At 56.8% G+C, this 12,789-nt stretch carries 12 protein-coding genes; 10 read left to right on the forward strand and 2 right to left on the reverse strand.

The window, feature by feature from the left end:
- Window positions 1–26 precede the first annotated feature (26 nt).
- The 9 genes from yiaK (at window position 27) to AC1RKG_RS19265 (ending at window position 9,143) form a co-directional block, all read left to right on the forward strand.
- Window positions 27–1,025, forward strand: a complete 999-nt coding sequence (gene yiaK / locus AC1RKG_RS19225) for a 3-dehydro-L-gulonate 2-dehydrogenase (protein WP_046372691.1) — start codon at window positions 27–29, stop codon at window positions 1,023–1,025.
- 13 nt (window positions 1,026–1,038) lie between these two features.
- Complete coding sequence (locus AC1RKG_RS19230; RefSeq protein WP_122080152.1) at window positions 1,039–1,509, forward strand: NanQ anomerase/TabA/YiaL family protein; 471 nt, start codon at window positions 1,039–1,041, stop codon at window positions 1,507–1,509.
- A gap of 119 nt (window positions 1,510–1,628) precedes the next feature.
- Window positions 1,629–2,924: an MFS transporter gene (locus tag AC1RKG_RS19235; protein ID WP_044553291.1), complete on the forward strand. Its 1,296-nt coding sequence runs from the start codon at window positions 1,629–1,631 to the stop codon at window positions 2,922–2,924.
- A complete protein-coding gene (locus tag AC1RKG_RS19240) occupies window positions 2,924–4,402 on the forward strand; it encodes an FGGY-family carbohydrate kinase (RefSeq protein ID WP_493183598.1) in 1,479 nt (492 codons plus the stop codon). Before AC1RKG_RS19235 ends, AC1RKG_RS19240 begins: the two co-directional genes overlap by 1 nt.
- 9 nt (window positions 4,403–4,411) lie before the next feature.
- Window positions 4,412–5,068, forward strand: a complete 657-nt coding sequence (gene ulaD, locus AC1RKG_RS19245) for a 3-keto-L-gulonate-6-phosphate decarboxylase UlaD (protein ID WP_493183599.1) — start codon at window positions 4,412–4,414, stop codon at window positions 5,066–5,068.
- Window position 5,069: 1 nt separating this feature from the next.
- The gene (locus AC1RKG_RS19250) at window positions 5,070–5,930 is read left to right on the forward strand and encodes an L-ribulose-5-phosphate 3-epimerase (RefSeq protein WP_044553295.1); all 861 of its coding nucleotides are present in this window, start codon (window positions 5,070–5,072) and stop codon (window positions 5,928–5,930) included.
- Complete coding sequence (gene araD / locus AC1RKG_RS19255; RefSeq protein ID WP_209639519.1) at window positions 5,924–6,625, forward strand: L-ribulose-5-phosphate 4-epimerase; 702 nt, start codon at window positions 5,924–5,926, stop codon at window positions 6,623–6,625. The genes AC1RKG_RS19250 and araD overlap by 7 nt, the downstream gene beginning before the upstream one ends.
- A 400-nt stretch (window positions 6,626–7,025) precedes the next feature.
- On the forward strand, window positions 7,026–8,321 hold the full coding sequence (locus AC1RKG_RS19260) for an MFS transporter (RefSeq protein ID WP_265557040.1): 1,296 nt from the start codon (window positions 7,026–7,028) through the stop codon (window positions 8,319–8,321).
- Window positions 8,322–8,336: 15 nt separating this feature from the next.
- On the forward strand, window positions 8,337–9,143 hold the full coding sequence (locus AC1RKG_RS19265) for a substrate-binding domain-containing protein (RefSeq protein WP_493183600.1): 807 nt from the start codon (window positions 8,337–8,339) through the stop codon (window positions 9,141–9,143).
- Here AC1RKG_RS19265 and psrA read toward each other — a convergent pair.
- Both psrA and AC1RKG_RS19275 read right to left on the reverse strand, forming a co-directional pair.
- Window positions 9,118–10,017: an L-proline-binding transcription factor PsrA gene (gene psrA, locus AC1RKG_RS19270; protein ID WP_265557042.1), complete on the reverse strand. Its 900-nt coding sequence runs from the start codon at window positions 10,015–10,017 to the stop codon at window positions 9,118–9,120. The two genes, AC1RKG_RS19265 and psrA, sit on opposite strands and share 26 nt — an antisense overlap.
- Before the next feature lie 247 nt (window positions 10,018–10,264).
- On the reverse strand, window positions 10,265–11,002 hold the full coding sequence (locus tag AC1RKG_RS19275) for an SDR family oxidoreductase (protein WP_404760910.1): 738 nt from the start codon (window positions 11,000–11,002) through the stop codon (window positions 10,265–10,267).
- 406 nt (window positions 11,003–11,408) lie between these two features.
- On the opposite strand from AC1RKG_RS19275, the gene AC1RKG_RS19280 reads away from it, so the two are divergent.
- Window positions 11,409–12,758 carry an MFS transporter gene (locus AC1RKG_RS19280; RefSeq protein ID WP_493183601.1) on the forward strand — a complete coding sequence of 450 codons (1,350 nt, stop codon included), beginning with the start codon at window positions 11,409–11,411 and terminating at the stop codon, window positions 12,756–12,758.
- Window positions 12,759–12,789 lie beyond the last annotated feature (31 nt).

Here is a 12,789-nt window from a genome sequence, read left to right on the forward strand (position 1 = left end):
CAAAAATGCCGTAGCGGAGAACCAGCATGAGAGTGAGTTACACCGATCTGAAACAGGAATTCAAACGCGTGCTGCTGTCGCGGGGCGTGGCGGAAGCCACCGCCGATGACTGTGCGGGCATGTTCGCCGACACCTCTGCCAACGGCGTTTACTCCCACGGCGTTAACCGTTTCCCACGCTTTATTCAGCAGTTGGACGCCGGCGATATCGTGCCGGACGCCGAACCCAGCAAGCTGTTGTCACTCGGAGCCATTGAACAATGGGACGCGCATCAGGGTATCGGTAATCTCACGGCGCGCCGGATGATGGATCGCGCCATGCAGTTGGCCGACAGCCACGGCATAGGCCTGGTGGCCCTGCGCAATGCCAACCACTGGATGCGCGGCGGTGGTTTCGGTTGGCAGGCGGCGGAGAAAGGTTATATCGGTATCTGCTGGACCAACTCAATTGCCGTTATGCCACCCTGGGGCGCCAAGGAGTGCCGGATCGGCACCAACCCGCTGATCGTCGCGGTGCCGGGCAACCCCATCACCATGGTGGATATGTCGATGTCGATGTTCTCCTATGGTGCTTTGGAGCTAAATCGGCTGGCGGGCAAAACGCTGCCGGTGGACGGCGGTTTCGACAACGACGGTCAATTGACGCGCGATCCGGCCACCATTGAAGAGAACCGCCGCATTTTGCCGATGGGCTACTGGAAAGGATCCGCGCTGTCGATCGTGCTCGATATGATTGCCACCCTGCTGTCTGGCGGATCCTCAGTGGCGGAAGTGACCGAAGACAACCGCGAAGAGTATGGCGTGTCGCAGGTCTTCATCGCCATTGAGATCGAACGCTTGATCGACGGCGCCACCCGCGATGCCAAACTGCAGCGCATCATGGACTACATCACCAGCGCAGAACGCGACAACCCGGAGATAGCCATTCGCCTGCCGGGCCATAAATTCCCACGTATTCACGCGGAAAACATGCGTGACGGCATTCCCGTGGATGAGCGCGTCTGGGCGCGTATTCAGGCGCTTTAACAGGAGAGTCACCATGATATTCGGCCATATTGCCCATACTTCGCCGGAGCAGTACCCGGCGCCGGTGGCCAAAGCCATCGCCTATCTGCAAAGCACCGATTTCAGCGCCCTGCCCACTGGTCGGTATCAGGATCCTGCCACCGGCTACGTGGTACAGGTGCTGGATCTGCAGACCCACCAGCCGAGCGATCTGCGACCGGAGGTACACCGGGAAAACGTCGACGTGCAGTTTCTGGTCAGCGGCACCGAATTGATCGGTGTGGCGGCAGATCGCGGTAATAACCCGATCCACCAGGATTTGCTGGCGCAGCGCGACATTCTTTTTTATCAGGACGTCGCCGATGAATCCTGGTTAACCCTGCGGCCCGGAAATTTTGCGGTATTTTTCCCGCAGGATGTGCATCGCCCGGCCTGTATTAACCAACAGCCCGGCGATATTCGCAAAGTGGTGGTGAAAATACCGCTGGCATTATTTAGCGCTTAATTAGCAGCAAACGAAAACCTGCAAAAAACACCGGTCCTCAGGCCGGTGCGGGCGCCCTTGTGCCCAACGCAAACCAAAACAATAAAGCCCGACCCTACAAAATAGCGAAAGGTGTATAGATGAATACAGCCTCTGTTTCCGTTAGCCGCAGCCAGGTCATTCCCAAATTACGCTGGTTGAGAATAGTGCCGCCTATTCTTATTACCTGCATCATCTCCTACATGGACCGGGTGAATATTGCCTTCGCCATGCCCGGCGGCATGGACGATGAACTCGGCATCACCGCTTCCATGGCCGGCCTGGCCGGCGGCATCTTCTTTATCGGCTATCTGTTTTTGCAGGTGCCGGGTGGCAAGCTGGCGGTGTACGGCAACGGCAAGAAATTCATCGGCTGGTCACTGCTGGCCTGGGCGGTGATCTCGGTACTGACCGGGCTGGTCAGCAATCAATATCAGCTGTTATTCCTGCGTTTCGCGCTGGGCGTCTCCGAGGGCGGCATGCTGCCGGTGGTGCTGACCATGATCAGCAACTGGTTCCCGGACAAGGAGCGCGGGCGCGCCAACGCCATCGTAATTATGTTCGTGCCCATTGCCGGTATTCTCACCGCGCCGCTGTCCGGTTGGATCATCACCGCCTGGGACTGGCGCATGCTGTTCCTGGTGGAAGGCGCGCTGTCGCTGGTGGTGATGGTGCTGTGGTATTTCACCATCAGCAACCGCCCGCAGGAGGCCAAGTGGATTTCACAGGCTGAAAAAGACTACCTGATCAAAACGTTGCATGACGAACAGCTGCTGATCAAAGGCAAAACGGTGCGTAACGCCTCGCTGCGCCGGGTGCTGGGCGACAAGATCATGTGGCAGTTGATCATGGTGAACTTCTTCTATCAAACCGGGATCTACGGCTACACCCTGTGGCTGCCGACCATCCTCAAGGGGCTGACCAACGGCAACATGGAGCAGGTCGGCATGCTGGCCATCCTGCCCTATATCGGCGCCATCTTCGGCATGCTGATCATCTCCACCCTGTCCGATCGTACCGGCAAACGCAAAGTGTTCGTCGCATTGCCGCTGGCCTGCTTCGCCATCTGTATGGCGCTGTCAGTGCTGTTAAAAGATCACATCTGGTGGTCTTACGCGGCGCTGGTCGGCTGCGGCGTCTTTATCCAGGCCGCCGCCGGGGTGTTTTGGACCATTCCTCCCAAACTGTTTAACGCCGAAGTGGCCGGCGGGGCACGCGGCGTGATCAACGCACTTGGCAACCTGGGCGGCTTCTGCGGCCCGTACATGGTCGGCGTCTTGATCAGTCTGTTCAGCAAGGATGTCGGCGTTTATAGCCTGGCGGTATCGCTGGCCATCGCGTCGGTACTGGCACTGATGTTGCCGAATAAATGCGACCAGAAAGCGGGGGCCGAATAATGGAATATTGGTTGGGGTTGGACTGCGGCGGCACCTTTATCAAAGCCGGGCTCTATGACCGCCGAGGTAGCGAGCTGGATATTGCCCGCCGCAATCTTGAGATTATCGCGCCGCAGCCCGGCTGGGCGGAACGGGATATGCACGCGCTGTGGAGCACCGCCGCCGAGGTAATCCGGGAAGTCTTGGCCCGCAACGAGGTTGCCGCCGGTGATATTCAGGCAATCGGCATCTCGGCACAGGGCAAGGGCGCGTTTTTATTGGATAAACGCGGCCTGCCGCTGGGCAACGCCATGCTGTCTTCCGATCAGCGCGCATTGACACTGGTGCAGGAGTGGCAAAAACAGGGCGTGCCGCAGGCACTCTACCCGCAGACCCGACAAACGCTGTGGACCGGCCATCCGGTGTCATTGCTGCGCTGGGTCAGGCAACACCAGCCGGAACGCTATCGCCAAATTGGCAGCGTTTTGATGGCGCACGATTATCTGCGCTACTGCCTGACCGGCGAGCTGGCCTGCGAAGAGACCAATATCTCCGAATCCAATCTTTATCAGATGGCCGACGGCCGCTATGACCCGGCGCTGGCGCAGTTGCTGGGGATTGGCGACATCATGCCCGCGCTGCCACCGATCGTCGGTTCCGCCGAAATCGCCGGGCGCGTCAACGCTACTGCTGCCGCCGCGACCGGGCTGCTGCCGGGAACGCCGGTGGTTGGCGGGCTGTTTGACGTGGTGTCCACCGCACTGTGCGCCGGGCTGCAGGACGAAACCCGACTCAATGCGGTGATGGGTACCTGGTCGGTCACCAGCGGCATCACCGACCGCATTACCGCAGGGTTCGATCATCCCTTTGTTTATGGCCGTCATGCCGAAGCCGGCAAATACATCGTGCATGAAGCCAGCCCCACCTCCGCTGCCAACCTGGAGTGGTTCTGCCGACAATGGGGCCTGCAAGACTACGCCCAACTCAATGACTGGGTAGCGGCGTTGCCCAAGGCCGACAGCAGCCTGCTGTTCGCGCCCTTCCTGTATGGCTCCAACGCCGGGCTGGGCCTGAGCGCCAGCTTCCACGGCCTGCAGGCTTTCCACCAGCGCGAGCACCTGGTGCAGGCGATTTACGAGGGGGTGGTGTTCTGCCATATGACCCATCTCAACCGCATGCGGCAACGTTTCCCTGCGGCCACCGCGCTGCGCGTCACCGGTGGCCCAGCCAAGTCAGTGCCCTGGATGCAGATGTTTGCCGACGTCAGCGGCCTGCCGGTCGAACTGCCGCAGGTGGAAGAAACCGGCTGCCTGGGCGCCGCGATGGCGGCGATGGTCGGCAGCGACGCATTCAGCGACTTCACCGCTGCCCAACGCGAGCTGGCGCCACGTATTGAGCGGGTGTTGCCGGATACTTCAGCAAGTGCGGCCTACGGCAAAAAACACCAACGTTATCAGGCGCTGATTGCCGCGCTGCAAACGCTGCAATCCACACAGTAAGGAGGCTTTATGAGCAATAAACCGCGCCTGCAGCTGGCGCTCGATCACACCCGGTTAGATGCCGCTCTGCAGACGGCAGAACGCCTGCGGCCCCACGTCGACATCATCGAGGCCGGCACCATCTTATGCATCAGCGCCGGTATTCAGGCGGTGAGCGCACTGCGCGAGCGCTGCCCGCAACATACGCTGGTGGCCGACCTGAAAGTGGCCGATGCCGGTGGCACGTTGGCGCAACAGGCCTTCGGCCACGGTGCCAACTGGATGACCGTCATTTGCGCCGCCCCGTTGGCCACCATGGACAGTGCGCTGGAAGTGGCGCAACGACACCAGGGCGAGATTCAGATTGAGCTGTTCGGCCGTTGGACGTTGGAGGATGCCCAACAGTGGCGCGACCTCGGTATCCGCCAGGCGATATACCACCGTGGCCGCGACGCGCAGGCCAGCGGGCAAACCTGGAGCCATCAAGATTTGGATCTGATGAAGGCCTTGTCTGATCTGGGCATTGAATTGTCGGTGACCGGCGGAATCACGCCGACCGATTTACCGCTGTTTAAAGACATCGCCGTGACCGCTTTTATCGTCGGCAGAGCGCTGGCGGAGGCTGCCGATCCGCTGGCCGCTGCCGGTCAGTTCCGCTCGGCCATTGATGACATCTGGAGAAGTTGATATGCGTCAGCACCCCTTGGGAATTTATGAAAAAGCCTTGCCGAAGCACCTGACCTGGCCCGAGCGGCTGGCGCTGGCCAAGGCCTGCGGTTTTGATTTTGTCGAAATGTCGGTGGATGAAAGCGACGAGCGGCTGGCACGTCTGAGCTGGAGCAAGGAGCAGCGGTTGTCGTTGGTCAGCGCCATGCTGGAAACCGGCATCAGCATCCCGTCGATGTGCCTGTCCGGTCATCGCCGCTTTCCCTTCGGCAGCCATGACGATGCGCTGCGTCAGCGTGCTTTCGAGATGATGGAACAGGCGATTCAACTGGCGAAGGACGTCGGCATCCGCACCATTCAGCTCGCCGGTTATGACGTCTATTACGAGCCGCAGGACGAAAGCACTCTTGCCCGCTTCACCGAGGGTATGCAGTGGGCAGTCGAGCGCGCCGCCGCAGCGCAGGTGATGCTGGCGGTAGAGATCATGGACACCGCCTTTATGAACTCCATCAGCAAATGGAAGGCCTGGGACGCCTGCCTGGCCTCCCCCTGGTTCACGGTTTATCCGGACGTCGGCAATCTGAGCGCCTGGGGCAATGACGTGGCCCAGGAGTTGGCGCTGGGCATTGACCGCATCGCCGCCATCCATTTGAAAGACACTTACCCGGTTACCGATAGCTCGCCGGGACAGTTCCGCGACGTGCCGTTTGGCGAAGGCTGCGTCGATTTTGTCGCCGTATTCCGCACCCTGAAACAGCTTAACTACCGCGGTGCTTTCCTGATTGAAATGTGGACCGAAAAAGCCGAAGAGCCAGTGGCCGAGATTGTGCAGGCCCGCCGGTGGATCGAACAGAAAATGCAACAAGGGGGTATGACATGCTAACGCTGCCGCAGCTTAAACAACAGGTGCTGGAAGCCAACCTAGACCTGCCGCGCCATAACCTGGTTACCTTCACCTGGGGTAACGTCAGCGCCGTGGATCGCGAACGCGGGCTGGTGGTGATCAAACCTTCCGGCGTGGAGTATGAACACATGACCGCCGAGGACATGGTCGTGGTCGATCTCGCCAGTGGCCAAACCCGGGAAGGCACCAAAAAGCCCTCTTCTGACACCGCCACCCATCTGGCGCTTTACCGTGAGTTTGCCGACATTGGCGGCATCGTTCACACCCACTCACGCCACGCCACCATCTGGGCCCAGGCCGGGTTGGACATCCCCGCCTGGGGTACCACTCATGCCGACTACTTCTACGGCGCGATTCCCTGCACCCGCCTAATGACCGAAGACGAAATAGAGCATGAATACGAACTGGAAACCGGCAAGGTGATTATCGACACCTTCCGCCGCCGCGGTATCGATCCAAATGCCATTCCGGCGGTATTGGTCAATTCACACGGGCCCTTTGCCTGGGGCAAGGACGCACACAGCGCGGTGCATAACGCCGTGGTGCTGGAAGAGATTGCCTATATGGGGATTTTTTCACGTCAGCTGACGCCCGGTATTCACAGCATGCAACCGGCGCTGCTGGATAAACATTACCTGCGTAAGCACGGTAAAAATGCTTATTACGGACAGTAAGTCGGATTAACCCCACTCACAGGCAACCCTTTTCATAAATATCCTTCGTGGCAGACGCCGCCAGGCGTCTGCCAGACATATCAAAGCGCGAGAATTGCGGCCGGTTCTTCAAAACCGGGGGACACCTCCTCTTTCTCGCCCTCTTAGCATCTTTCAACCTCAACCCCTCGTATGATCCTTATCACAAAACACACACGCAGTTTTTAGCGTGCTACCAGCAAAGTAAAACAAGGTACGTGTGTTAATGGCACGTTACAGCTTGTCGCGCGCAATTGTTAATATCAATTCATGCGTTACACGCATCAGTTTATGAGTTTAATGCGCTTATTTACTTCATTTTCCTGATCCAGTCTGCAGTAACAGGCGCAGTAAAAGCGTCAATGACAAACTGGAGATAAAGATGCATCCCCCTAACGCACCAATGACGACTCGGGCAAGAACCAGCGCGATACTGCGCGTTACCTCTGGCAACTTTCTGGAGCAATTTGATTTTTTTCTGTTCGGATTTTATGCCACCTACATCGCTCATACATTCTTTCCGGCCAGCAGTGAGTTTGCCTCACTGATGATGACCTTCGCGGTCTTTGGCGCGGGTTTTCTTATGCGTCCTATCGGTGCCATCGTACTGGGGGCGTACATTGATAAAGTCGGCAGACGTAAAGGGCTGATTGTAACCCTGTCGATCATGGCTGCTGGGACCTTTCTGATTGTCCTCATCCCGTCCTATCAGACCATCGGCCTGTGGGCGCCACTTCTGGTACTGGGCGGCCGTTTATTGCAAGGCTTCTCAGCGGGGGCTGAGCTGGGCGGCGTATCCGTTTACCTGGCTGAGATTGCCACACCAGGCCGTAAAGGATTTTACACCAGCTGGCAGTCAGGTAGTCAGCAAGTGGCCATTATGGTGGCCGCGGCTATGGGGTTCGCACTGAATGCAGCCATGGAAGAAAGCGTCATTCGCGAATGGGGCTGGCGTCTGCCTTTCCTGTTCGGCTGCTTGATTGTGCCTTTCATTTTTTTCCTGCGCCGTAATCTGGAAGAGACCCAAGAGTTTAACGCCCGTCGCAAGCATCTGGCGATGCACGATGTGTTTAAGACCCTCTTGGCAAACTGGCAGGTGGTTATTGCCGGCATGCTGATGGTCGCCATGACCACCACCGCGTTTTATCTGATTACCGTGTATGCACCCACCTTCGGTAAAAAAGTGTTGATGCTCAGCGCCTCTGACAGCCTGCTGGTGACCCTGCTGGTCGCGGTATCTAACTTCTTCTGGCTGCCGGTAGGGGGTGCGCTATCAGACCGTTTTGGCCGTAAGTCGGTGTTGATTACCATGGCGTTGCTGGCGCTGTTCACTGCGTATCCGGCCCTTAGCCTGCTTGCTGAAGCCCCCAGTTTTTCCATGATGCTCAGCGTATTGCTGTGGCTGTCCTTCATCTATGGGCTCTACAACGGTGCCATGATCCCGGCGTTAACAGAGATCATGCCTACAGAGGTCCGGGTTGCCGGTTTCTCGCTGGCCTACAGTCTGGCAACCGCTGTCTTTGGCGGATTTACGCCAGTTATCTCTACCGCACTGATCGAGTACACCGGCGATAAAGCCTCCCCCGGCTACTGGATGAGTTTTGCTGCTCTGTGTGCCTTACTGGCGACGCTGTATTTGTACCGTCGTCGCACGTTATCACTACAAACCGCACGTTAAATCAGGGATTTCGTCATGAAAAAAATTTATCGCCCACTCTTCGCCACCCTGGTGCTCCTCTCTGTCAGCACGGGTGCGATGGCCAAAGAGGTGACCGTCATGATGTCAGGAGGCTTTAAAGCCGCACTGGAAAAACTGGCTCCGCAATTTGAAGCAAAGAGTGGCGACAAAATCATCTTGGTGTCCGGTCCCTCTATGGGCAAGACGCCCCAGGCGATCCCCGCGCGCCTGGCTCGCGGAGAAAAAGCCGATGTAGTGATTATGGTGGGTGATGCACTAACGAATTTGGAAAAGGATAACTGGATCCAACCGGGTTCGCGCGTGGAACTGGCCGATTCACCGATTGGTATGGTGGTTAAGCAAGGCGACCCTAAACCCAATATCAAACAAGAAGCAGATCTGCGCAAAACCCTGCTACAGGCTAAGTCCATTGCCTATTCTGACAGTGCCAGCGGCCTGTATATCAGCAACCAGCTATTCAAAAAGCTGGGTATTGAAGACAAGGTGAAAGAAAAAGCACATAAGGTTGAACGCATTCCGGTGGCCAGCGAGGTAGCAAAAGGGAAATATGCGATAGGCTTCCAGCAAGTCAGTGAGTTGCTCCCTGTTCCGGGCGTCACCTTTATTGGTGAATTGCCTGAAAATGTCCAGTACATCACCCGCTTTGCCGGCGCGGTCATCCTCAAGGCAGAACATCGTCAGGAAGGCAAAGCGCTATTGGACTTCCTGTCTTCCGCCCAGGCGCAAGACATTATTCGCGCCACCGGGATGAGAACGGTGAAGACTGCGCCACCCGTTAAGCAGAGTGATACTGTTCAGTGATTAGCTTTTCCAACTCGGCGGCAACATAGGATTGCATACGCCCGCTGCGCCTGATCAGGCCAACCGTGCGCTTCACTACCGGATCTGTCAGTGGCAGGTGTGTCAGTACCGAATGCTCTGAGGCAGGCATCGACATGGCGGGTACCGCAGCAATGCCTATCCCCGCTTCAACCATACCCAGCATGGTCGTGACATGCCGGGTTTCGCAGATGCTGGGGCGCTCAGGAATGATGTGCTCCAGCATCTGATCGAGCAAATTGCGATTACCTGACGTCTTATCCAGCCCTACATAGTCTTGCTGATAAAACTCGCGCCAGGTCAGACTTTTTTTACCGGCGATGGGGTGATCGCGCCTGCAGGCAGCCACATAAACATCCGCGACCAACGGCAGAAACTCGATATTGGATTGCAGGGTTCTGGCAAAACAGATACCGAAATCAGCCTGCCCACTGGCAACGGCTTCAATGACGTTACCTGCACTGCTATCGATAAGCTTAACCCGTACCCGAGGATAGCGGGCCTGGAAACTGCGAATCACGTCAGGCATAAAATAGTAGGCCGCCGAGGGCACGGTCGCGACCGTTACCAGCCCAACGCGATCCTGACTGACCTTATTGATATCTGCCAGAACCAGCTCAACATTCATCAGTAGCTGATCTGAGCGCTCGGCGAAGGTTTGCCCATAAAGTGTCAGCGTAACGCGCCTGGTTGTTCTGTCGAACAACTTAATACCCAGCGCAGATTCCAGCTTCTCTATCCTGCGGCTCAATGCTGACTGTGAAAGGCAGATGGACTCTGCGGCAAGCCGAAAATTACCGTATTCAACCAACGCACGGAAAGCATAGAGATCGTTCAGATCAAAATTCACGGGCATAGCGGCAGGCAATCCTTTCAGGGCAGTTTAAAGAAAAGATGATAGCCACATCTTGGACAACAGCAACTTTTTAAAGATTGACCTGCCACCCTCATCGCCGACACCTTACATACTGGCGGCCATGACTGGAAATGACCACCTGCCACACGATGAACACCTGATGACACCCCAAAAAGCATGATACTGGCGGTCAGCTATAGCGAGAAGTGGACGTTGAGTGCTCTGTTCAACATCGCCAAACTCAGCCTCAAACATTCAGTTTTTCGCGAGTTGGACCTTCAAAGTAGATGCTACTGATATGGCAACTACGCGGTTGAGCCAGCACAAAACGAATTGTTTCCCAGATCGAGCGCCCATTCATTAGACGTTCCCCCATTCTGGGCTGGCTATCGACAAATGTATCTAATCCGGTTAGTTCAAAATCCGGGGGATACAGCCCGGTCACACGTATATTCTCTTCAGACAACTGGTTAGAAAGTTTAGTTGTAAAGCCGCTAAGCCCGTGTTTGCTAGCAAAAAAAGCGGGGTGCGCAATTGAATCTGTAAAATTCGGGATCCCACATGAAGATATAATTGAGACGATATCCGCGCTTTCAGAACGTCTTAATCCAGATAGCAAAGCCTGAGTCAGTAGAATTGAACCTGTCAGGCCTGAACTGACGGTATTGATGATTTCTGTATCGGGTTGATCGTCTAACGTGCCTGACAGCCACTGAGCGGCATTGAGAATTAAAATGTCTATGGGCTTGTCGGAAAATAACAGCTGTGAAGAAAACTGAGAAATGGATTCAGGCTGGGTTAAATCACAGATATACCCTTTTGCAATCCCACCTTCAGCCGTGATGATGCTGCAAGTTTTTTGAATATCATCAGCACGCCTCGCGGAAAAATGCACCTCGACGCCTTCTCGCGCCAACCACACGCACAGCGCTTGCCCAAATCCCGCGCCGCCACCGGTAATCACAGCTCTTTTACCTCTCAGCATCTCCATCCATCCTTTCATAATGACTATGTGTGGATGTAGATATACATGAGGCGATGGACTGGCATCTTTCAGTTAGTGCCATTTTTCATGAGAGGCAAGAATAAGCCGCACCGCAATCTGTTTAATCGTGTTCTAGGGGACATGCAACATCTGTTTCTGGCACTGAGCTGACGCTAGGATTTGAGGCTGCCGGGTTGGTTACGTGTCAGAGTAATTGCCAGTCACTGCAAGCTCACCCGCATCATCTCCCCCACGCCCCCTCTCAACGTCTCCTCTCTGAGGTATACTCGTATTTCTATACCACGCCAGCCAAAGCGGCTTTGGATCAGGCCCGTTTCAGAAGGAACCTGACGCCTACTCTGCCCTCCAGCCAGCTCCACACAAGCCTAATTAAAGTGGAACCCCCATGAGCCAAAACACCGCTCGTATCAGCGAGATCATCGACAACGCGAAAATCTCGCCCTATCAAATCCTGATCCTTACCCTGTGTTTCCTGATCGTCCTGCTGGACGGTTTTGACACCGCCATCATCGGCTATATCGCCCCGGCGTTACGCGAAGAGTGGCAACTGCTGCCTGCCCAGCTATCGCCGACGTTTGGCGCGGGATTGTTCGGCCTGCTGCTCGGCAGCCTGATCTTCGGCCCGGTTGCCGATGCCATAGGGCGCAAGCGCGTGCTGCTCGCCTCCATACTGATCTTTGGCGGAGGCACTCTGGCCTCGGCCTATACCAGCTCAATCGAGTCGTTGACCCTGCTGCGTTTAATCACCGGTATCGGTTTAGGCGGTGCGATGCCCACCTGCATCACCCTCAGTTCGGAGTACTCGCCGGCGCGTCGCCGTATGATCATGGTCACACTGAGTTGGAGCGGCTTTACCGCCGGTTTGGCGCTGGGTGGCCTGCTCGCCGGGCAAATTATCCCTGCGTTCGGTTGGCGTGGCCTGTTGATGTTCGGCGGCATTGCCCCGCTGCTGTTGCTGCCGCTGCTGGCCTGGCAAATGCCCGAATCAGTACGCTTTATGACTGCCAGCTCAAAACATGCCGATCGCCTGCGCCAGGTGGTCGAGCGTATCACCGGCAAAAACTGGGCAGGCGTAACGATTGTCGATGACGAACGTCCAGTACAGGCCAGCTCGCCGATATCGCACCTGTTTATCGAAGGCCGTGCGGTGCGCACCCTGTTGCTGTGGGTGGCGTTCTTCTGTTCGCTGTTCGTGTTTTACCAGCTCACCAGTTGGCTGCCGAGCATTCTCAAAGATGCCGGTTACGATATCGTTCACGCGTCGCGCATTGGGGCAATGGTGCCACTGGGCGGGACGCTCGGAGCTATCCTTATGGCGCTGCTGATGGACCGCGTCGGCCCCTACCGGGTATTGGCTCTGTCCTACCTGGGTGCAGCGCTGGTTGTCGGCGCCACCGGTTACCTGATGGGGGATGTCTACACGCTGGCGACTACGGTGTTCCTGATCGGTTTCGGCGTGGCTGGTGCACAGAACGGCCTGAACCTGGTGTCCGCCACGATCTATCCCACCGCGGCCCGCGTCACGGGGGTCAGCTGGGCGATGGCGAGCGGGCGCTTCGGTTCAATCGTGGGATCCATGCTCGGTGCCTGGATGATTGTCACTGCGGGTTCGTCTGAGGTGTTCTTTATCTGGCTGGCGATGCCGGTGTTGGTGGGTTCTGCCGCCATATTCCTGCTCTACCGGCTCAGCTCGCACCGCCGCGTACCCACGTCAGCGTCCGCTTTGCCACACTGATCCAACAAAAAAGCCGAGGCGACATCCCTGG

It is taken from the genome of Serratia sp. GW822-FHT06D09 (assembly GCF_058799515.1).